Raw genomic sequence first — 21,770 nt, 5'->3', positions numbered from 1 at the left:
TCACAGATGGTTCGGATCTCATCGGCTCACCGAGACCCCGGCGACTCGGACGGGACGGACGCGACCGGTCTCGCATTTTCGGTCACGGCCTCTCCCGAGTCCGCCTACCGCTTCCGGCAACAGTTCGCGCAGTGGCTGGACGCGACGATCAGCGTGGACGCCGAGCGTCGCAGCGACATCGTCCTCGCGGTCTACGAGGCGGTCGCCAACGCGGCCGAGCACGCCTACGCCACCCCATCGCCCGGCACCCGGCCCGGTGCCATCGATGTCCGGGCGCGGAAGACGCGCGACGATTCCCTGGAGGTCATCGTCACCGACACGGGGCAGTGGAAGACAGATGCGTCGTCGTCGCCGTACCGCGGTCGCGGACTCGCCCTGATCTCGGCACTCTGCGACGCATCCGACGTCACCAGCGGACCGCACGGGACCTCGGTGACCCTGAGCTGGCGTCAACGACAGAGCGTCTGAGAACCGCCCGAGAGACGGGTGTCCCCCGGGCTGGGGACACAAGTACTTCTTGTCGGTTAACAACCGATGCCTGAGTCAGCCGGGCCGCCGACCTAGGGGTACGGTTCGGGCAAGGCTTCGTCGACGGGTCTGTTCAAGTGACCAAGTCTGTCGGCCGAGTCACATAACCTGAAGTCCGAAGGCGGGTTCGGGGCCGGCCGTCGAACAGCTCGGTGGAGCGTGCTCCCGATCCTGACATCGCTGCACAATGCGCATGCACGTCAGCGCACGAGGAAGGGAGTCGAGATGACCGACTTCACCGTGGACTCGAACATCGACGACGCGTGGCGCACGTTCGCGTTGCACGTCGGAGATCGTCTGTCGCATCTCGAGCCGGGCGAGACCCTCACGATCCAGCAGGACCCCGCCATCCCGGAGGGTCCGCACGGGACGATGCGATTCTCGGTCACCGGTTCGCGCCGGCTGCGCTGCACCATCGAGGACACCGACCTGCATCCCACGCCGGAGTACTTCGCCGAGCATCTCGACCTCCTCGCCGCCCTCGGGTGGCGACGTCTGCGCAACGGCACCCACATCTTCGAAGTCGGGCGGCGCCGCGTCGATCAGCTCGCGCACACGACGGTGCTGACGCTCCGGCAGGTCTGGGAGGTCGTGCACCCCGCGTTCCTGGACCATTCCCCCGCCGCGCGCCCCGAACCCCAGATCGAGGTCGCGGTCCAGCCGTTCGACGCCGACCATCTGCGGGCCTTGCTCGTCGGCTCGCTCGAGGACCTCACCGGCTGCCGTATCCAGACCGACGCCGACGGCGACATCGCCCTGCCCACCAAGCCCGTCTCGTCGTGGCTGAGTCCGCGCAGCGACGCACCCCGCTTCGAGTTCTTCGCGCGCCTCGCCGGTGACATCACCGACCGCCGGCGCGCCGCCGACATCGTCGCCGCCCAGCCGACCATGGGGTCGGCGGTACGTGTGCATCTGCTCGAGGACGAGGTCTTCGCGACGCTGACCGTCGAGTGCGCCGTATTCCATCCGCACAACCTGAGCTCGGCGCTGGCCGAGTGGTTCACGTTCCTGGCCGACTGCGCCCCGTCGGTCATCGCCAAGGTCGGTGAGGACGCACCACTGACCGCGAGGAACGACGGCCGTTTCCCCGACGCTCTGCAGACACTGCTCGAACTCGACCCCGACGGCCGCTCGCTGTCCGCCCGCGAGGTCGCCAAGATCTGCCGGTACAGCCAGGCCGACATCCTCTCGTACATCAACACCAGCGAGGAGCAGCACCTCACCTGGCGGCGGTCGGCGGTCGACGCGGCCGCCGCGTCGGACCCGGCCGAGGCCGACGCGTGCCGCCATGAAGCCGAAGCCTGGAAGGCGACCACGCACAACCTGCGGGCGGCGCTGCGCGTCGTCGTGCTGTCCGACGACGACGCCGCGGATCGCAGCTCACCGGCCAAGTGACTCAGGCAAATCGGTACCGGCAACACCTCTGCACGTAGTCTGCGCGGACGATTTTCGACGCGGAGCATCGCACCGCGGCCAGATGAGGCGTTCAATCGGTCAGGCAACCCTCAGCGGTTCCAGTCATCGATCGGAGCCCTCACATGGCCATCACCACGGATCGCGGCGCACTCACGATCACCTTTCCCGAACTGGGTCGCGACGCGCGGTTGCACGTCACGTTTCAGCGGGCTCTGCGCACCCCGGACCCGGTCGGACGGCCCGGCGCGGTCGGCGGCCATGGCGCCCTCCGCCTCGCTCAGGGTTCACCCGACGGCGACGCGCACGCGACCATCCCGATGTGGCAGTCAGAGGCCACCTGGCTCGACTTCTCCTCGCCGCACCTGCACCCGTTCCTGGTGATGATCGGCGTCGACGGTGTCAACGTCGTCAGCGGTAGTGCGTTCACGGGCGTGCCGGACTTCGACGCCGGCGACTACCTCGAGGTGCCCACGCAACCGTCCCTCGCCTCGTATCGGAGCCTTGCCGGCGACAACCGTCAGTTCGTCGCACCGTCGACGCACGCCGTCGGAAGCGCCGCCGGGACGCTCGTGCAATTGACGGTCATCCCGATGCGCGCCGAAGCGTGGGCCAGACGCCGCCGTCATCTGCCGTCGGCGTCGGGGACCTGTGTGCTCTGCGACATGTCGCGAGCCGGGCAGTCCGGTGCGCATCCCCGGCTCCCCGCGCCGCGCGTGATGGGTCCGCTGGAGTCCGCGGACACCTGGCATCCGACGATGTTCGACGCCGCCGCGGTCCGCATCGTCAACTCGATCACGTGGAAATCGCTCACCGGGGAACCGGTACCCCACGTGGCGCTGACGAGCACCGACTACGCCGACCGCGATCTCCCGTGGGACCCGGTCTACGACGAGACGGTCGAGCACTCCGCCCCCCTGTAGTTCTGTTGCGGGTGTCGCCACGGGTGTCTGCGCGGCGTCGTACTATTCGGATCCGGTCCGCGTACGTCCCGCCCACGAGGAGCCTGCATGTCCCCCGATTTCGACGCCGACCTCGAGGCGGCCTGGCGGGACTTCGCCGACACTCTCGCGGTTCGGGTGCCACGTCTCCTGCCGGGTCAGACGCTGTCGATCGTCGAGGCGGCCGCCGGAGGATGGCGACGACGGATGACCTTCGCGGTGGCCGGAGGTCCCGAGTCGGCAGACCGCCTGCGCTGCACCATCTCGGCGGGGGACCTCACCTGGACCGACAAGGACCGGTGGATGCGCCAGGCCACCTACATCGTCGACCGAGGCTGGTGCCGGCTCGAGGGTCGCAGCGCCTTCTGCTTCGAAGCCGATGCCGTTCGGTCCGGCGACCTCGCCGGCGCCGCCGTGCGGGCGTTGCGCGAGGTGTGGGGTGTCATCCACCCGTCGTTCGTGAGCATCGGCGACCCGTCCTTCGCCCGACACCACTCCCCGGCTGACGGTCTCGACACCGACGACACCGACGACGCCGACGAGACCGACGCCGGCCGGCCGGCCGGCTCGGATCGAGCCGGCAGCACGGACGCCGACACCCTGCGCTTCACCGCCCCGGCCCGTTTCCTCGACGCCCCCGTCGAGGGCGGGGTGGTGCCGCAGTCGAAAGACCATCTCGTGGAACTGGCCCGCGCCGCGATGAGCGCGGCCGGACGTCCCGCCGTGGTGAGCCCACGCAAGGCCATCTTCCTGCGGTCGACGGGCACCTCACTGCTCCGGCCGACCCGAGACGCCCGCTCCCTGGAGATCGTGACCATCCTCAGCTCGTCGGTGCCCGCACCCTCGCTGCTCGGAACGGTCGTCGCCGAGTTCTCGCCGCGGTGGCCCGAAGTCGCGCTGGTCGTGCGCAACGGGCTCGTCTTCGCCCAGCGCCGCATCGACGTCGCGGTCTTCAGTCCGGCCAATCTCGATGCCGCCCTCCGACGCTGGGACGACTTCGCCCGGTCGGCGCGCGGAGACATGATCCGACGCCTCGAGAGCGGCCCCAAACTGGAGCACCGCCGCCGTGGCGATCGCCTTCCCGTGGCGCTGCAGGGGCTCCTACGGGTCAACCAGAAGCTCGACAACAAGCTCTCCCCGACGACCGTGCTGGCCATGTGCCGTCAGGATCGTGAGCGCGTCCACGAGTTCTTCGACATCTGCGCGGCCGAGATGCGGGAGTGGATGGACAATCTGACGACCGCCCGCAAGGCCGAACTCGGCGACGAGGAGATCGCGCTGTGCGAGGCCGAGCACCAGGCCTACGCCCGCGTCGCCCGGTTGCTCCTCAGCGCGATGGACCTCGCCGGCGGGTCGTCACCCGGTCCCTCGCCGGGGGCGTGATCCCGGGGCGGGCGGAGGATTTCCGACTGCCGCGCCACCCCCCAACTGAAGTCGCATGCGACGTCAATCAGGCCGCGCGACTTCGATCGAAGTCGCGCCGACGGATCGATATCGCATGCGACGTCACTCGGCAGCGGAGTAACTGGTCTCGGCCCAGGCGGGGTTCTCAATCAGTGGGACCGTACGACAGGTGCACGACGCCGTTGTCGAACACGTCGGTGCCGACGAGCGTGAGCGGCAGGTCGGCCAGACCGTCGAACAGCCGGGCACCGTTGCCGAGGACCACCGGATAGACCAGCAGGTGCAACTCGTCGATCAGCTTGTCGCGCAGCAGCGCTCGCACGAGGGTGCCGCTGCCGCTGATGTAGAGGTCACGGTCCTTCTTGAGGTCGCGGATCCGGTCGGCGTCGTAGGCCCCGATGACCTGGGAGTTCTGCCACCCGGTCGCTTCGTCGAGGGTCGAGGACACCACGTACTTGGTGGTGTCGTTGAAGAACGGGGCGCCGGGATCGTCGTCGACGGACCGGTCCGACCATGCCGGGCCGAACATCTCGAAGGTGTTGCGTCCGAGCAGGATTCCGGTGCAGTCGTTCATGAACGAACTGAGCGTCTCGCCGAGCGCGTCGGGGAAACCGTACGGCATCGTGAAACTCGGATCCTCGTAGCTGCCGTCGAGGGTGATGAACTCGTGGACGTGGATCTTTCCCATTGCGCTGCCTCTCGTCACTTCGGTGAACGTCACGATGTCAGACCGTGGGGCGGCGGGAAAGTCATCGGCGTCGAGAGTCTCGTGACTTCTGTCGGGACCCTTCGAGGCTCGTCGCTTACGCTCCTCGCACCTCAGGGAGCGGGATTTCGCCCTCCGTCTGGTAACTCTGGACCCACACATCGGCGATCGAAGGAGATCCATGGACGTCGCAGGCAAGGTTGCCATCGTCACGGGTGGCGGTGGAGGTATCGGCGCGGCCATCGCGCATGCCCTGGTCGATGCGGGCGCGCGGGTCGTCGTCACGGATCTCGACGAGTCCGGTGCCCGGGCCGTCGCCGAGGAGCTGGGCGATTCGGCGGCCGCGCTCGCCGGCGATGCCTCGTCCGACGGCCACATTGATGCCGCGGTCCGCTTGGCGGAGAACACCTTCGGTCCGGTCGACCTCTACTTCGCCAACGCCGGGGTCGGACTGGGCGGCGGTGTCGACACCGAGGAGGACGTGTGGGATCTCGCCTTCGACGTCAACCTCCGCGCCCACATCCGGGCGGCTCGACGCCTGATCCCGGGCTGGGTGGAACGAGGCAGCGGTTACTTCGTCAGCACGGCGTCGGCCGCGGGTCTGCTCACCCAGATCGGCAACGCGCCGTACTCGGTCACCAAACATGCCGCGGTCGGCTTCGCGGAATGGCTCAACATCACCCACGGCGACGACGGGGTCCGCGTCAGTTGCCTCTGCCCGATGGGTGTCGACACCAAACTGCTACGGCCCGAGGGTGATTCCGCCACCGCCGAGCAGCGGTTGATGCAGCGGGCGGTGGAGAGCGCCGGCGCGGTGCTCACCCCCGGGACGGTGGCCGCGATCGTGCTGGAGGCCGTCGCCGACGAGCGCTTCCTCATCCTCCCGCACCCGGAGGTCCTCGACATGTACCGCCAGAAGGGCGCCGACTACGACCGGTGGCTGCGCGGGATGCGCCGCTACCAGACGAGCTTGCGATGACCCTCTGCGTTCGACAACCATCGTCGTATCAGGTCCCAGGTGCCGACAGCGCCCAGCAGGAGCGAGCTGACGAGCAGACCCGAGCCCGCACCGATGCTGCCCCAGGTGCCCGCCAGCACGAGGGTGACCGGAAAGGTGATGACGAACACCACCGTGTTGCATCGCAGAATCGTCTTGGTGTCCAACTCCGCCCGGAGTACTGACATCCAGATCGAATACGGGACGCGCAGGACCGAGGCGGCCGCGAGCAGGCACAACGACGTCGTGAACTCCGAGCCCGAGTAGGCCGGGCCGAAGATCTTCCCGACGAGCGGCGAGGCTGCGATCAGAACCCCTGCTCCGACGACGACCAGACATTGCGAGATGGCCCAGATTCGACGGATCTGCCCGGCCAGTGCTGCCGGATCGCGCGCGAGATGCGCGGTGAGGGCTGCTCCGATGCCATCCGGCACGAAGTCGAGCACCTGTGCCACCGCGAGCGCCAACGCCAGAGTCGCACCCGCGACCGGTCCGGCGACGAGCGTGGTGAGGAACGGCAGCACGAGGATGAGTCCGAACGAGGTCGCGCTTCCGATGCCATCGCGAAGAGCGAACATGGGCATCTGGCCGCGATCCACCACCACGACACGGTGCGGGCTCGTGCGGTTCTCGGGGCGCCGCAAAATCCGCGGCACGAGGACGACGAACACCACGCACGCCCCGAGCAGGGCGGGCACGATCGTGGCCCACACCGCAGCGAGCGCCACGACACTCGCCAACACGCAGACGAGGGCCACTTTCAAAACCACGGCGGCCACATTGACGATCGGAAGCCAGCGCGAGGCGTGCAGTCCGATCAGAGCGGCGTCCTTGAGTACGAACAGCGCCATGACGACGGACCCGCAGGCCACCAGCACGACGGTCGCCACCCGGTTCTCGAGCATGTCGCCCGCGATCATCCCGCCCATCACGCCGAAGACGGCGGCCGAGCCGATGGTGATGAGCAGGCCCTCGAGCAACCGTTCGCGACGTGGGCAGTCGGGCGTCGACAGCATCGCCTTGTAGGCACTTCCCACCCCGTACGCGGTGATGGTGCCGACCGTCGTGACAAGTGACAACAGCGCGGTCTGGATGCCGAGCGCATGTGGAGGGATGACCCTGGCCGAGACCACCCAGAAGAGCATTCCCGCCCCAGCCGTGACGAAGAAGCTCGCCACCACGGCGACGGAGTCCACCGTCATCGCCCTCGAGCCGAGCATCACCGGCCTGCTCACGATGCTCATGTCCGAGGACTCAACTCGCGCAACGCGCTTCGCGCCTCGGTCAGCATCGCGAAGAGGTAGCCCAGACCTGCTGCGACGACGGTCCCGGCGAGAACGGTGCAGCGTCCGAGACCTCCGGGATCCGTCCTGCGCTGCTCGACCGTCACACCGTCGCGGAGGTAACGCATGATGGCCGCCGGGACCGTCCTGGTGAGATACGAACGCTCCGAGCTCGTGGCGTCCGCCGCCCCGACGAGGCCACTGATCTGTCTCTTGGACACGCCCTCGCCGAACGACCGCCGCAAGACGTACCGGACGTGTGTCCTGTTCCGGCTGACATGGTGTCGCACACGGACATCCGGGTCGAAGATGATCCTCGCAGCCGGGTCAGAACGGGCGATCCGGATGCACAACTCGGTCTCTTCGCAGCCCACCGGAAGCGTGCCCACCCGTCCGAGGTCGGTGTCGAATCCCCCGACCTCGAGCAAGGTCCGGCGACGGAACGCCATGTTGCACCCCATCAGGTTGCGGACCGGCGCCGGCGCGGTCGGCAAACCCGCGTAACTGCATCCCACTGTCCAGTCGCATTCCCGGGGAAACCAACGGGGTCGGTCGCCGGGCCACACCGGCTCCGCGTATCCGCCCACCGCCGAAACATCCGAATCGGTGAACTGCCCGGAAAGTCGCCGGCGCCAGCCGGGTTCGACGACGGCATCGTCATCGACGAACCCGACGATCTGACCGGAGGCGAGACGGGTGCCGCAGTTGCGGGCACCGGAGAGACCGCGCTTCTCGTCGTTGGCCACCACCCAGATCAGCGGCTTGAGCGACGAGGCGAATTCACGCCTCGCCAGGTCGAACAGCTCATCATTGTGGTCGATCACCACGATCAGTTCATCGTCATCGGTCAGTTCGCGTTCGGCGGCGTCGACCGATCGGATCAGGTCAGCCCATCGGTCGGTGGTGTAGGCACAGATCACCACCGACAACTTGCCGATGTCACTATTTCCCATCAGTCCTCTTCAGTTCCGGTCGAAGTCTACACTCGTGCAACGTCATTCCTCGTACGACCACACGGCAGCCCAGTCGACGAGAACCCGGCCGCGGTTGTTCCCGTCGCCTCGGGTCTCGGTCTGCAGTTGCCAGCGCATCGGTGTCGTCGGGACCCACTGCGTGCTGTCCAGGACCACGGTGTCGTCGAGCAGGTACCGCACACGCCCCGGCGACCATTCGATGGTGTAGGTGTGCCAGTCGGTGAAGCGCGCCCCGATGTCCCGGGACGGGATCTTGCACCCGTCGCAGGAACCCTCGCCCGCGAAATGCTGCCATCCACCAACGGTTCTCGACAGCCAGCCTTCGGGAAAGTCGAGTTCGCCGTCCCGCGGCCACTGTTCCGATTGCGGCCACAGGAGCCATGCGACGTAGTACTCGTCGAGGTCTGGTGTGTCGACCCGCATCCGGACCGAGTAACGCCCGTAGGTCTGGTATTGGCTACCGGTGTCGAGTATCGGTGATGCACTCGCCCCCGCCGGAACCCCGTCGACGTTGTGCAGATCGAAGACGAGGTACCCGTTGTCCACACTCAGTACCTCGTCCGCTCGATACGGCCGACGGTCGAAGGTGTCCGGGAAACACCGCGGATAGGTCAACCACTGCTGACCTTCCGCGCCGGTGTACACGACGTCGTACGGGGAGCACTCGTTGGCCCAACTGCCCACCGGCGCATCACGATCGAAATCGTCGAAGAACACCTGCTTCCAGCCGGGGAGGTCTCCGCGAGGAAACCCCCGCGCCGGTGTCATCCCACATCCGACGATCGGGGCGAGGAGAACCACCGTCAGCAGTTGCAGGAATGTACGGAACCAACCACCTCGCGCACGCGTCATATCCGGCCCACCATGGAGAGCAGGGCGGAAGCGCAGGCGATCGCCGTGGTCGTGATCGCCACGACGGTGAGGACCTGTGACACGCGATCGGTGGACACCGCTCCCCATGGAGGGACCCGATGCTCGCGCCGAACGGCGGCGGCTACGAAAAGAGCTGCGGCCGTGACGAACAGTAGGACGGTCGCGATCACGGCGCGGCCTCCAGATCGATGTCGGGAGCCCCCAGGCGCTTCAGCACGTGGACCTCTCCGTCGTCGTAGGCGGAGACGAAACCGTCCCGTTGCACCATCAGCGCGAGTTGTCGGGCGACCTCGTCCGGGCTGATCCCGTACCGGTACTGCAACAGCTTCTCGTCCTCCTCGGATACCAGCAGATAGTCGATGTCCTCAGCCGCAGTGCATTCCGCCAACTCGCGCTGTTCGGCGATGCACGAGGCCCCGATGTCGTAGGCCCGCGGCAGTCCGATCGTCGAGCCCTGCCCCCAATAGGCGATCGCGGAAGACGGCGCCTGGGCCACCAGCTCGTCGGAAACCCGCACGGTGGCCGGCCGCGAATACTCGAACGAGGTGTTGAGCGCGCGATTGGAGACCCCCAACACCGCGACCACGAGAGTGAGTGCGACTGCACCGATCGCGAACACGGTGGCGGGCATGCGCGCGGAACCTCGGATTCGACGCGCCGCACCGACCACGGCGAGCGCGGCCAGTGCGGCCAGCGCGGGTGACGCATACAGAAAGCACCGTACGAGCACCTCGCCGCCGTAGCTCTGCACCACGACGAGTGCGAACGGGACCATGGAGAGGATGGCGAGGGGTGATCGGAATCGGCTCTTGCCGAGACGGAACCAGCTGATCGTGGCCACCAGGAGGAGCAGGGCGGTGCCACCGATCCTGAGGTACTGCATCCGACCGTAGACCGGATCCCCGGTGATTCTGTCAGACAGCCCGGAGCTGACACTCGCGGTGACGTCGCCGATCTCGGTCAGGATCTGATCGAGGTGCCCGAGCCAATACCCGCTCGCACCGAAGGTGAACCACGCACTGAACAGGAGCAGTCCGGCCAGCCAGAGCAGTTTGTGTCGTGTGGACCCGACGAGGGCGAGCCCCGCCAGGGCGGCAATGGTCACCATCGGGGTCAACTGGTGACTGACCACCATCGCGGCGACGAGGACGATCACAACTCCCTCGACCGCGTATGAGAATCCAGGTCCACGACCACGTGGTCGTCCTGGCACGCGTCGCCATGCGCGCCAGAAGCCGACGGGCGGGAGGGGTGAGACCCTCAGCTGCCAGATCAGCACAGCCACGATCGTCACGTACAACTGCATCGCGAGCGCCTGGGGCGCAAAGTAATCCTGCTGGTACCAGTTGAAGAGAATGTAGATGGTGATGGTCCCCCATCCGACGCGCGCGCTTCCGGACACGCTGTGTCCGAGTGCGTACAGCGGAAACATCAGCAGAGTGCCGAAGATCAGCGACGCGCTGGTGAGGAAGACCGTGCTGTCGTCGAGCCCACCCGTCCTCATCACATGCGCCGCGCCCGCGAAGAAGCCGCTCCAGCTGATCCGGCCGTCGACCGCGGGCGGCAGCGCGCCGAGCTCGGAGTACCAATCGGTCAGGAACCGGTGCACGTAGGCGGTCGGGAAAGGCGGTGTGCCACTGGACCATGCGACCGGCATGCTCATGTAGACGATGAGCATCACGTTGCTCGCGGCGAGCCCCGTCCGGTGCAGACGGCGTCGACGATACTCCCGGAACAGGGCCACACAGAGCGCAGCCAATCCGACGAAGTAGGAGACCCCGAGGATCGGCACGAGCCCGTACACGCCCGCCTGCTCGGGATGCAATCGGGCGACCGCGATCAGAAACAGGACGAGGGATCCGCCCAGCAGCGCCGCGGTGACCCGATCGAACGTCCGGACCGACGTGATCACCGCCGACGCCGCCGCTCCGGCGCCCGCGCGCAGGTCGGACGACGGACGCGGACATCGTGCTCTGATGAGTACACCGGTTGCGACGGCAGCGATCACGAGGATGACCGCCTGCGCGAGCAGCGGATGCCAGAAGCCGGCGAGGAGCGAGGCCAGCCCGATGATGGCGGTCGTGCTCAACGACAAGGCGATGGCGACGCTCGGCAGAAGTCCGTTGCGCGGCCAGCCGAACAGCCCCGCGATCGGTAGCCCGGGGAGAACCAGGGTCACACTCACCACCGCCACGGCACGGAGCCCCTCGGGCAGGAGCGGAGCCACCCCGGACGCCGTCAGAACGCACATCAGCGCCGAGACCGCGATCGCCATGATCGACAGGAGCGCGACGACGGCCGGTGCGCGGTCAGGAATCGAGTGCGCGGTCGGCGGGTTCGGTACCGCCCGCGCGATCGCGTCCTCGAGTCGGTGAACCACGGCTATCCTTCCGTGGCCCGGCCCGAACCGATCGCGGGGCGGTAGAAGGATGTCACCGCGGAGACAACCCGGTCGAGATCCGCTTCGCTCATATATGAGTGCAGCGGAAGGGTCAGAACCCGGTCGGCAGCGGCGTGGGTCACGGACAAATCGCCGCGTCGGCTGTTTCGGTAGTAGCTGAATTCATGCGCCCCCTGAAAGTGAATCCCGGTGGCGACTCCGGCGGACTTCAAGTGTTCGACCAACCGGGCGCGTTCGGAGCGACCCCCGGTCCTGATCACATAGATGTACGGAGCTACGTCAGACCAGTCCGTGTCGAATAGCTCGAGCTCGGGGATGTCGGAGAATGCCGAATCGTAGAACCGACAGTAGCTTTGGCGATTGGCGATGAACTCGTCGACCCTGGCCAATTGCGACAGTCCGATCGCGGCGGGCACCGAGCCCAGGTGGCACCGGTAGCCCTGCCGGACGACGTCGAAGTCCCAGTTGCGCTGGTTCCGATATCGCGCGTCGGTGTCGGAGTCGATGCCGAGATGCCGAAGTTCCCGAAGCACCTGCAGATCAGCGGGATCGGAGGTGACGATCGCCCCACCCTCGAGCGTCGTGATCATTTTCACCGGTCCGAAGCTGAAACATGTGATGTCACCGTGTGATCCGACGCGGCGTCCAGCCCGGACGCTGCCGAAGGCGTGGGCGGCGTCCTCGATCACCCGCAACCCGTGCTCGCGCGCGATGGCCATGAGCTCGTCGAGATCGCACGGGAAGCCGAGATAGTCGACCACCAGAATCGCCTTGGTGCGAGGCGTGATCAGCTCGCGCACACGCTGCGGGTCGATGTTGAGGTACCGCGGTTCGACGTCACAGAAGACGACCTCAGCCCCGGTTCGTGTCAACGCCTGATGACCCGCGACGTAGGTGAACGACGGGCAGATCACTTCATCGGACGGGCCGAGTCCGATCAGCCGGGCCGCCAGATGAAGCGCTTCGGTACACGAATTCGTCGACACGACAGTTCTTTCGGATGCGCCGAGGTAGGTTCCGACCTCCTCCTCGAACTGCTTGCTGAGTGCACCCATGCCCAGCCATCCGGCCGCGAGGGCATCGACTGCAGCCTGCTGGACATCCTCGCCCAGGTAGGGGCGGTAGACGGGCACCGTCGAGGTGGCTCGTTCCATCGAGGTCGTCATGACCAGCACCTCCACGGCGCCTCTCCGCGATCCCAGAGATCATTGAGGAAGACCTTGTCCCAGATGGTGTCCATCCCGCGCCAGAATCCGTCGTGCTGGTATGCCGACAGCTGCCCCTCAGCGGACAGGGTCTCCAGCGGCTCCTTCTCCAGCAGGGTGGCGTCGCCGGCGATGTAGTCGAGGATCTTCGGCGACGAGACGAAGAACCCGCCGTTGATCCAGCCGCTGCTGCCTTCCGGCTTCTCGACGAATCTGGTCTGCGGCGAAGAGACGTCGAGCGTGCCGAACCGCCCGGGTGGTTGCACGGCCGTCACCGTCGCGATGCTGCCCGACATCTCGTGGTGCGCCAACACCTTTCGGATGTCGATGTCGGCGACACCGTCACCGTAAGTGAACGAGAAGGTCTCGTTGCCGATGTGTTCGCGAGCGCGCAGGAGGCGGCCGCCGGTCATCGTGTCCAGACCGGTGTCGAGGAGGGTGACGCGCCACGGCACACCGTTCGACGAGTGGTTCTCGATCGCGCCGGTGCCCAGATCCACGGTGACATCGCTGGCGTGCAGGAAGTAGTTGGCGAAGAACTCTTTGATCATGTAGCCCTTGTAGCCCAGCAGCACAACGAAATCCGTGACGCCGGCGGCCGCGTAGATCTGCATGATGTGCCAGATGATCGGGCGTCCGCCGATCTCGACCATGGGTTTCGGCCGGTCGACGGACTCCTCACTGATCCGGGTGCCTCTGCCTCCGGCGAGGATCACCGCTTTCATGACCGATCACCCGTCCATCGCAGATCGGCGTCGAGCACGTCGGCGTCGAGGAGCTCGCGCAGGACTCGCAGCCGGACGAAGTCGTTTCCGTTGAACCGGTCCGCGCTCAGGCCCGCGTCGACGTAGGCGGCGTGGATCTCCGCGATGCCGGTGGCCAGGGTCCACTGCGGCGCATAGCCCGGTAGCGACGTCTCGATCTTGGTGAAGTCGACGACGTAGTTCCGGATGTCGACGACGACGTCGTCGGCGAAGGCCACCTCGCACTCGGGCACGATGTCGGCGACCATCTTCGCGACATCCCGGATCTGATGGTTGTCGCTGTTGCGACCGACGTTGAACACCTCGTTGTGCACGGTCGCCGGTGGCGCCTGCAGGACCGTGACGATCGCGTGCGAGATGTCGCGGACATGGACGAGCGGTCGCCAGGCGGCGCCATTGCTCATCAACAGCACCTTTCCGGACGTGACCGCATGCCCGACGAGGTTGTTCACCACGACATCCGTGCGGAGGCGACGGGAGATCCCGTACGCGGTGGCGTTCCGGAGAAAGGTGGGGCAGAAGGCGTCGTCGGCCAGCTCGCTGATCGCTTGTTCGGCGCGGACTTTGGATTCGCCGTACGGAGTGACGGCCTCCATCTCGGCATCCTCGGTGAGCGCACCCTCCGCGCCCGCCCCGTAGAGGCTGCACGACGACGAGAAGACGAAGCGGGCAACGCCGGCCGCCTTCGCGGCTCGGGCGATGCCCACGCTGGCATCGAGATTGATGTCGTAGGTGAGCTCCGGGTTCAGCTCGCTGACCGGATCATTGGACAGTGCCGCCAGGTGTACGACGGCGTCGAACCCCGCCAGATGACGCTGCTCGACGTCACGGATGTCCATGTCGAGCGTGGGTACGCGCAGCGGTTCCGTGCGGAAGTCGCGGTCCCGATAGTAATCGGTGTCGAGCCCGACGACGTCGTGTCCGGCGTCGACGAGCATGGGGACCAACTCGGCTCCGATGTATCCGAGATGTCCGGTGACGAGAACCCTCATCCCCGTCCTCCTGTTCGTTGGCTGTCGAGGTGCCGACTGGGCACCTTGCTGAATACCGGGGCGATCCCGGCGTAGATGTGTCTGATCTGTTCCGTCATGCGGACTTCGCTGAAGTCATCCGCTACGGCGAAAGCTCTGTGCGCGAGCCGATTCCATGACGTCCGATTGGTCAGCACGTCGTTGATCCGGTCGGCACGGTCGTCTGCCTGCGGGTCGATGGCGACACCGCACGACCTCTCGTTCACGATGTGTGCGATCTCGCCGCACGGGGTTGTCGCCACCGGCGTGCCGCTGGCCAGCGCCTCCAGCGCCGACAGCGGTAGGCCCTCCCACCGCGATGTGAGCAGGAACATCCGGGACCGGGCAACCTGTGCGCGTGTGTGCGCGTGGGTGTCCCCGACGCTGATCTGGACCACGTCCTCGAGGAGCAGTTCCTGGCGTCTTCGGAGGAAGTCGTCCTGTAGCGGTCCCGTACCGGGAGAGATCCACAGGCAACGAAGACTCTCCCGCCGTTCCGAGAGCTCCTTCACCAGTTCGAGGAACAGCAGCGGGTCCTTCTGCTCGTCGAACCGCGCGACGTTCACGAGGTCGTATGGCCTGTCTTCATAGGCCGCAATGGTGGCGCCCAGCTTCCGTACTCCGTTGTGCACGACCGAGACCCGCTCAGCAGTCACGTGCGGGAAGTTCGCGAGTAGTGACGCCCGGACGGCGCCCGACACCGCGACGATCCGCTGCGTGCGATACGACAGGCCGCGATGGTCGGTGAGCACGTTGTGTACGTGTTCGACTGTGCGGGAACCACGCCCGAGCGCAGCGGCGATCAGTCCGAGAAATCGTTGCTGACAATGGATCACGTCGGCGGATCGCAGTGCGCGGAGTGCTGCGGAGTCCGTGAGACGAAGCCGTCGGATGCCGGCATCGGCGAGCCGATGGTCCCATTCACCGGCCGCCAGCGACAGCACGTCGACCTGATGTCCCTCGCCCGCGAAGTGGGTCGCGACCTGCAGGATGAAATGACTCACCCCGCCGGGACTCATCCGATCCGTCATCACCACGATCCGACCACGCCGCTCACCGGCGTCGTCGACCTTGACGGAGGTCACGGCTCAGCCGGCCGGGTGACCCGAGGAGACCTGGGCGGCGCCTCGATGATTGTCATCAGGACGTATCGTCGCCGGCCGCCTGCCACCTCGCGCCTGCCACACGGTGCGCAGCACCCGTCGGCCGTCGGAGATCGCGTTGAGATTGGAATTACCTGTGCGACGCGGCATTTCCAGGCTCGGAACCTCGGCGATCCGCAGGCCGGCCTGCACCGCGCGTACAGTCATCTCGGCCTCGATCTCGAAGCCGGTCGCCTGCAGATCCAGAAGATCCAGGTATCGCCGATGGAAAGCGCAGAAGCCGTAACACAGATCGGTCAGCTCGGTTCGGTACAAGCTGTTGAAGAACGCGAGCAACCCGTAGTTGCCCAACCGCCGGAACCGGGTGATGTCGAGTGACCCGCCCCCGCCCATGAACCTCGACCCCTTGACGAAGTCGTAACCGTTCTCGAGGAAGTGCAGGAAATGCGTGATCTCCTGCGGAGCCATACTGCCATCGGCGTCCATCATGACGATCATGTCGGACGTCGCGGCGGCGAAACCGGTACGCAACGCACTGCCCTTGCCGGGTCCGCTCTGTTGCACGATCTTGATGTCGGGGCGGTAACTCCGCGCGGTGATGAGTGTTGCGTCGGTGGAGTTTCCGTCGATGAGGATGATCTCGTCGATCCGCTTGGGGATCTGTTCCAGCACCCACCCGATGTTCCGTGCTTCGTTGCGAACCGGAATGATGAGGCTCACCGTGGATGTCGTGGGGCCACGATCTCGGTGAGTGACGAATTGAGTGTTGCTGAGTCGATGCTGGGCATCTGGTTGCGCCGCAACAGTTGCGGTCCCGTTGTTCTGGCCGGTCATTTCGATCACTGTGTCCAATCCCGCGCACGGTCCAACCACACGTGTGTGTACGAGACTTCCCCCCGGAAGCATCGACTGAACGAGTCGAGCGAGTGCGCGTTCTGAAGTAGAGAGACAGGGCCGTCCTCCCCGACGACCCGATTCGGACAGTAGCAGAGGATCGGCGAGATGGGGAGGCGTACAGCGCGCCTGTTGAGCTTCGCGAGGCGAACGGATTCCGAACTCGGAACGCGTGGCAGCGCAACCAAACTCGTGCCAGACCACGTACCGGGCGGTATGGTCAGCCGTCCTCTCGGCCCTGAATGCGCATCCAGGGTTAATGGCCGATACACGCGGTAACGCACTGCCTTCCGGGCGCGAACACGGGTTGAAAGCCCAGCACAGCGGCCGGCCTCCACACGCGGTCGGCGGATTCAGTGAGTCGCCGTTACACGCGCTGCGTCGTCGACCTGCGATTCACAGCTGGGTTCGAAGCGTCGTCCGACGACCGCGGTCTGCGGCCCCGAGCCGGAAACACACGCCTACGCCGCGTGGTCAAGAGTCGTTCGGTTTCGATCTCAGAATCGCGAGTGTGATTCGCGGCACTGTTGGGATCCACCCGGCGGGCTCCAACGAATGGAAAGTGACCCCGAGGTCGTCAGACCTCGAGCAGGAAAGGCTGCCGGCGCGCGATGAACTCACCCACACCTCCGTCCCCGTCACGGTCGGCGCCGGCTCCCGCGCCTCGAGACGAGAGGCCGGGGCGACCCCCGGAACCGCGGGTCGAGCAGCTCATCGCGGAAGCGACCTCGCTCTTTCAGGACGCCGGCTACCGGAATGTGAGCGTCGAGGAGATCGGCGCCGCCGTCGGACTGACCGGGCCGGCGGTGTACCGGTATTTTCCGTCCAAGCAGGACATTCTCGCGAAAGCGCTGGCGACGCAGGTGGAGGGGGTACGCGCACTCCTGACCCAAGCCGAGGAGCGCAGCGAATCGCCGGCCGAACAGCTCGGCGTGTTCTTCGACCTGCTTGCGACCAGGGCGGCGCACGGCGACGTCTCGACACTGTGGACCCGCGAGCGACGGCATCTCGACCGATCCGATCTCGACGACATGGACGGGCACCACCGCATGCTGATCGACGCATTGGCGTCGAAGTTCGACGCCACCGAGGCCGGCATCGACGCCCAGACCGCGAAACTCCTCGCGACCGCGGCGGTCAGCGTGTTCTCGAGCACCGCCGCGATGCGGGGTTCGCTCACCCCACGGCGGCTCACGCAGATCCAGCGGGCGGTCGTGGACTCGATCCTGAGCTGTCCGCTTCCCCGCGGGGCACAGTCCCGCGCGCGGTTCGCCGATGGATCCAGCCGACGGCCCGCTGCGCGGCGTGATCGGATACTCGCCGCCGCGACCCGGATGTTCTTCGCGCGCGGATTTCCCAACGTCCGAATCCACGAGATCGCCGCCGAAGCGGATGTGTCGCCGGCGACGGTCTACCAGGAGTACGCGGGAAAGACCGACATCCTGATGACCATCATGCGTCGAGGTCTCGAGAATCTGCACTGGATATCCGTCGACGCACTGGCGGAGTCCTCGGCGGTTGAAGCGCTGGACGTCCTCGTAGGTGTGTTCCTCGACTACTCGCTCGGCCCGAACGGTCGAGTGTTGGTCATCGCCCTCCAGGACATCGTGTATCTGCCGGAAGCAGACCAGGTCTCACTTCGCCGGACCGCGTCGGACTACACCGCTGAGTGGACTGCCGCGATCCTGGCCCGTTCACCGACCCTGGCGCACGCCGATGCCAACGCGCTCACGCAGGCACTTGCCGGATTCGTCTACCAGGTCATCTCGTCGCCAGAGCTCCGCTCGCGGCCGGGCATCGAAGGCGAGTTCCGCGCGCTGGCATCCGCCATCCTGAGCCCGGTCGAACTCTGTGGCGGTCCCGGTACCCAGGGCCTGAGTCCGCGCCGGCTCGCGGACATTCCGCGAAGCCAAGTGGTCCGTGCATCGCGGCCCTACTCGAAGTAGCGGCGCGGCACGTCGACGAGCATGGTCGTGATGTCGGCCTCGCTCACCCCGCGTTCCCGCAGCGACGGCAACACCTCTTCACTGATGTGCCGGTAGTTCCACTTCGGGAGTGCCTGCTTCTTGGCCTCGTGGTCGAACCAGTCGATGAAACAGGCGGCGTCGTGCGCGAGGGCCATACGGTCGGCGTAGCCGCGCTTGCAGAGTTCGGCGACCGTGTTCACGCGCTCGTCGAATGGCAGGAGGAGGTCGAGCCCGAAACGATCCATGCCGAGGATGGAACCGGCGTCGGCGAGCTTCATCAGGTAGTCGAGGTCGACGCTGTCACCGGAGTGGCCGATGACCACCTTCGTCAGGTCGGCTCCCTCCTCGGCGAGGACCCGCTGGGCGACCAGACCCGACTGACTGTGCGGATCGGTGTGGACGGTGATGGGCGCCCCCGTCTGGGCGCTCGTCTGTCCCACCGCGCGCATCACGCGCTCAACTCCCGGTGTCAATCCTTGTGATTCGATGGCGCACTTCAGGAAGGCCGCTCGCACACCGGTGTCCGCGATCCCCTCGGTCAGGTCCTTCGTGAACAGGGTGACCAGCGGCTCCGGGACGTCGAAGAGCATTCCCGGTCCCGCGTAGTGGAATTGGAACGGGATGTCGTTGTAGGTGTACAACCCGGTCGCGACGACGATGTTGAGGTCTATCTGTTCGGCAATCCGCTGGATGCGTGGGATGTACCGGCCGAGACCGAGAACCGTCGGGTCGAGGATCGTGTCGATCCCGAGTTCCTTCAGTTCGGTCAGGTCGCGGACAGCTTCGGCGACCTTCTCGTCCTCGTCCCAATCGTCCTGATAGTTCTGCCGGAACTCCTCGCCGACGACGAACACATGCTCGTGCACCAACACGTTCCCGAGGTCAGCGGAATCGATCGGGCCGGTCGCGGTGTGGACGGTGGCCATGGAACCTCCTCACCAGGAGGCCGCGTTGCCTCCACTGCGCCGAACCCTAGTCGACGACCTGATGCGGCAGGCGGCTTTCGCCCGTCGTCGCCGCCGACCGCCACGGCTCTGGCGGGACGGGCTTCAGGCAGCGCGTGGCGCGGTGAGTTTCTCCATGGTCCAGTAGGAGGTGCCGGCAACGACTGCCCCGGCGAGCCACGACAGGTCGATCCCGCCCAGTGCGACCGCAACCGGCCCCTGCAGTGCCGGCAGCATCCCGTACATGAACATCCAGGTCGCGGTGACACCGAGAGCGAGTGCGACGAGGGCGGTCGGCCGGACCATCGGCAGGACGCTGTCCGCCGGTGTGGCGAACAGACTCTCGGCGTCGATCTGTTGCCGCGCGATCAGGAACCAGTGCACGAGAACAACGCTGCCCCAAGGGCTCAACCAGCCGACGATCGACACCAGCCAGAAGTCGATGGTGGTCGCGAAGTCGCTATTGAGCACGAAGTAGACGACGACCGCCATCGCCACGACGCCGATGATCAGGTTCAGCACGCGCCGGTCGACGCGGATGTCGAGCGCCTGCGTCGACACCGTGCACGTGTAGATGTTGAGGATGTTGGTCGCGAGCGGTCCGTGGATCACCAGCAACAGAACCGGCAGTGCGAGAACGCCGTAGGCGTCGACGATGATCTCACCCGGGTCGGCGGAGTCGCTCAATGTCGCCAGGGACGCACCCAGCACTCCGAGCCAGACGACCGGGATGAACTGCCCGAGTGCACTGGCGAGAAACAGCCTGCGCGACGGGACGTCCCGGGACACGAAGCGCGAGTAGTCGCCGGCGTAACCGATCCACGTCAGACCCCAGCCGATGCCGATCGCGGTCATCACCGCCGTGATCGCGCCGATGTGGGCCGATCCCGTGAGCTCCGGAGCGGTCGTCTGTCCCCAGTCGACGTCGAGGCCGACCCACGCGACGACGGTCATGACGAGCAGGATCGCGACCGTCGGAGGCACCGTCCATCGTTCGAACGCGGAGATCACCCGGTACCCGAACCACGCGATCGTCACCTGCATCCCCATGATGACCGCGGCCACGACGATCCGTGCGGCGTTGTTGTCGAGGTCCGGGTCGACGAGTCCCATCTCGCCGAGCAGCGCCATCACCAAGTCGAGAACGATCCAGGTGTTGACCGCGCACCAGCCCATGCAGACCAGGGCCTGGACGGCGGCGGGAACGTAGGCGCCGCGGCGTCCGAAGACGGCTCGCGACAGCACCATTCCGGTGACCCCGGTGCGCTGACCGATGACGACGAAGACGCCGAAGATGGTCATGCCGATGGCATTGCCGACGACGAGGACCGCCACCGTCTCCCACAGCCCGAGGCCCATCGTGACGCCGAGTGCACCCAGCACCCAGTTGATCGGCGCGATGTTCGCACCGGCCCAGATCCAGAACTGTCCGCGCACGTCATGGGTCTTCGCGGACTCGGGGATCAGTTCGAGTTCGGCCTCGGCCTGCGGGCCCGAATGGCCCGGTCCGGGTGCCGACGGGGTCGCGGCGTCGAGTGCGGTCATGGAGTCCGTCCAGGAAGTGTCGGCCCCCGATTGGGCGGGGTGCGTTCGGGCATGGCGCGCGACGATGCGCAGTGCATCCATGGTGGTCGCACCGCCCGTCGCGCGATACCTACAGAACGTTCGCACTCCTCGGGTACGGAACGGACAGAATGTCACACCTTCGGCGTTTCTCGCACAGCCAACTGGACTGTCCGGGCTTCTCGCGCTGACCGATCTGGAGGGCGATGCGTTGTTCGGCGGCGTCGGCGATGCGTAGCTGTTCTTAAGCCCGGTAGGCCAGGGCGACGTCGTGGTCGCGGCCGGTTTGGGCGTCGGCGGCCGCCGGGGTTGTGGCGCACGAGGGTTCCGAGGTCACGGCGGCATTGTCTGCAGGGGTGGCCCTGGGTGTCGGTGGGGATCGCGCAGCCGGGCAGGGCGCAGCGGGGGAAAAGTTCGGCGGTGATGGTCACGATGGTTCCTCGAGGTGGCGGGTGTGAGCGGGGCCGGGGCGCTGGGCCGCGACCGTGAGAGGTCGCGGCCCACCGCTGGACGGGGTCTAGTCGGGTGGCACGTCGACGGCATCGGTGTCCCCGGCGATGACCTTCTCGACGTCGGAGAGGGTGTACTCGTTCCGCAGGATCAGCTTGGAGAACGCCTCGACGGCCGAACGGTTCGTGATTGCTCCACAGTTTCGTCATTGATGACGAAATGACCTGATTTTCTCCAAGATTCGCCGATAACCTACGTTATGACATAATCCCCGCTAGTGTTCTGAGTCATTAATTCGTGTGCAGTAGTGGGCGATGGAGTCGAGGATCTGGTCAGCGGTCTTGACCCAC

At 66.4% G+C, this 21,770-nt stretch carries 18 protein-coding genes; 6 read left to right on the top strand and 12 right to left on the bottom strand.

What is annotated here, in order from left to right; all coding sequences use genetic code 11:
- Positions 1 to 6 precede the first annotated feature (6 nt).
- The 4 genes from KB201_RS10250 (at position 7) to KB201_RS10235 (ending at position 4,265) form a co-directional block, all read left to right on the top strand.
- Complete coding sequence (locus tag KB201_RS10250) at positions 7 to 468, top strand: ATP-binding protein (RefSeq protein ID WP_065631341.1); 462 nt, start codon at positions 7 to 9, stop codon at positions 466 to 468.
- 285 nt (positions 469 to 753) lie between these two features.
- Entirely contained in the window at positions 754 to 1,923 is a 1,170-nt protein-coding gene (locus tag KB201_RS10245; protein WP_137809082.1) for a hypothetical protein, read from the top strand.
- Positions 1,924 to 2,066: 143 nt separating this feature from the next.
- Positions 2,067 to 2,864, top strand: a complete 798-nt coding sequence (locus KB201_RS10240) for a hypothetical protein (RefSeq protein ID WP_211539172.1) — start codon at positions 2,067 to 2,069, stop codon at positions 2,862 to 2,864.
- Between the two features lie 87 nt (positions 2,865 to 2,951).
- The gene (locus KB201_RS10235) at positions 2,952 to 4,265 is read left to right on the top strand and encodes a hypothetical protein (RefSeq protein ID WP_211539170.1); all 1,314 of its coding nucleotides are present in this window, start codon (positions 2,952 to 2,954) and stop codon (positions 4,263 to 4,265) included.
- A 166-nt stretch (positions 4,266 to 4,431) separates the two neighbouring features.
- Here KB201_RS10235 and KB201_RS10230 read toward each other — a convergent pair whose 3' ends face one another.
- Positions 4,432 to 4,974: a dihydrofolate reductase family protein gene (locus KB201_RS10230; protein ID WP_065631344.1), complete on the bottom strand. Its 543-nt coding sequence runs from the start codon at positions 4,972 to 4,974 to the stop codon at positions 4,432 to 4,434.
- A gap of 199 nt (positions 4,975 to 5,173) precedes the next feature.
- Between KB201_RS10230 and KB201_RS10225 the strand changes: the two genes are divergently transcribed.
- A complete protein-coding gene (locus tag KB201_RS10225) occupies positions 5,174 to 5,971 on the top strand; it encodes an SDR family oxidoreductase (RefSeq protein WP_211539168.1) in 798 nt (265 codons plus the stop codon).
- Here the strand turns inward: KB201_RS10225 and KB201_RS10220 are convergent.
- The 9 genes from KB201_RS10220 to KB201_RS10180 form a co-directional block, all read right to left on the bottom strand.
- The gene (locus tag KB201_RS10220) at positions 5,950 to 7,233 is read right to left on the bottom strand and encodes a lipopolysaccharide biosynthesis protein (RefSeq protein ID WP_065631346.1); all 1,284 of its coding nucleotides are present in this window, start codon (positions 7,231 to 7,233) and stop codon (positions 5,950 to 5,952) included. The two genes, KB201_RS10225 and KB201_RS10220, sit on opposite strands and share 22 nt — an antisense overlap.
- Positions 7,230 to 8,225: a glycosyltransferase family 2 protein gene (locus tag KB201_RS10215; protein ID WP_065631347.1), complete on the bottom strand. Its 996-nt coding sequence runs from the start codon at positions 8,223 to 8,225 to the stop codon at positions 7,230 to 7,232. The genes KB201_RS10220 and KB201_RS10215 overlap by 4 nt, the downstream gene beginning before the upstream one ends.
- 42 nt (positions 8,226 to 8,267) lie before the next feature.
- Positions 8,268 to 9,098, bottom strand: coding sequence for a family 16 glycosylhydrolase (locus tag KB201_RS10210; protein WP_240199041.1), 831 nt, complete (start codon positions 9,096 to 9,098; stop codon positions 8,268 to 8,270).
- 187 nt (positions 9,099 to 9,285) lie between these two features.
- On the bottom strand, positions 9,286 to 11,499 hold the full coding sequence (locus KB201_RS10205; RefSeq protein WP_137809088.1) for a hypothetical protein: 2,214 nt from the start codon (positions 11,497 to 11,499) through the stop codon (positions 9,286 to 9,288).
- A gap of 2 nt (positions 11,500 to 11,501) precedes the next feature.
- Positions 11,502 to 12,686 carry a DegT/DnrJ/EryC1/StrS aminotransferase family protein gene (locus KB201_RS10200; RefSeq protein WP_205334268.1) on the bottom strand — a complete coding sequence of 395 codons (1,185 nt, stop codon included), beginning with the start codon at positions 12,684 to 12,686 and terminating at the stop codon, positions 11,502 to 11,504.
- Positions 12,683 to 13,450 carry a glucose-1-phosphate cytidylyltransferase gene (gene rfbF, locus KB201_RS10195; protein WP_065631350.1) on the bottom strand — a complete coding sequence of 256 codons (768 nt, stop codon included), beginning with the start codon at positions 13,448 to 13,450 and terminating at the stop codon, positions 12,683 to 12,685. The genes KB201_RS10200 and rfbF overlap by 4 nt, the downstream gene beginning before the upstream one ends.
- Complete coding sequence (locus KB201_RS10190) at positions 13,447 to 14,481, bottom strand: NAD(P)-dependent oxidoreductase (RefSeq protein ID WP_065631351.1); 1,035 nt, start codon at positions 14,479 to 14,481, stop codon at positions 13,447 to 13,449. Before KB201_RS10190 ends, rfbF begins: the two co-directional genes overlap by 4 nt.
- The gene (locus tag KB201_RS10185) at positions 14,478 to 15,584 is read right to left on the bottom strand and encodes a glycosyltransferase family 4 protein (RefSeq protein ID WP_065631352.1); all 1,107 of its coding nucleotides are present in this window, start codon (positions 15,582 to 15,584) and stop codon (positions 14,478 to 14,480) included. The genes KB201_RS10190 and KB201_RS10185 overlap by 4 nt, the downstream gene beginning before the upstream one ends.
- Positions 15,585 to 15,587: 3 nt before the next feature.
- Positions 15,588 to 16,436: a glycosyltransferase family 2 protein gene (locus KB201_RS10180; RefSeq protein ID WP_137809090.1), complete on the bottom strand. Its 849-nt coding sequence runs from the start codon at positions 16,434 to 16,436 to the stop codon at positions 15,588 to 15,590.
- An 818-nt stretch (positions 16,437 to 17,254) separates the two neighbouring features.
- On the opposite strand from KB201_RS10180, the gene KB201_RS10175 reads away from it, so the two are divergent.
- Complete coding sequence (locus tag KB201_RS10175) at positions 17,255 to 18,442, top strand: TetR/AcrR family transcriptional regulator (RefSeq protein ID WP_247450786.1); 1,188 nt, start codon at positions 17,255 to 17,257, stop codon at positions 18,440 to 18,442.
- Here KB201_RS10175 and KB201_RS10170 read toward each other — a convergent pair.
- The gene (locus KB201_RS10170; RefSeq protein ID WP_211539159.1) at positions 18,430 to 19,389 is read right to left on the bottom strand and encodes a phosphotriesterase; all 960 of its coding nucleotides are present in this window, start codon (positions 19,387 to 19,389) and stop codon (positions 18,430 to 18,432) included. The genes KB201_RS10175 and KB201_RS10170 overlap by 13 nt on opposite strands.
- A gap of 123 nt (positions 19,390 to 19,512) precedes the next feature.
- Complete coding sequence (locus tag KB201_RS10165; protein WP_058253433.1) at positions 19,513 to 20,952, bottom strand: cytosine permease; 1,440 nt, start codon at positions 20,950 to 20,952, stop codon at positions 19,513 to 19,515.
- Positions 20,953 to 21,770: the final 818 nt, after the last annotated feature.

Source organism: Gordonia sp. SCSIO 19800 (genome assembly GCF_018132775.1).
In the GTDB taxonomy this organism is placed as follows: domain Bacteria; phylum Actinomycetota; class Actinomycetes; order Mycobacteriales; family Mycobacteriaceae; genus Gordonia; species Gordonia hongkongensis.
This window is presented reverse-complemented; position numbering and strand designations above follow the sequence as displayed.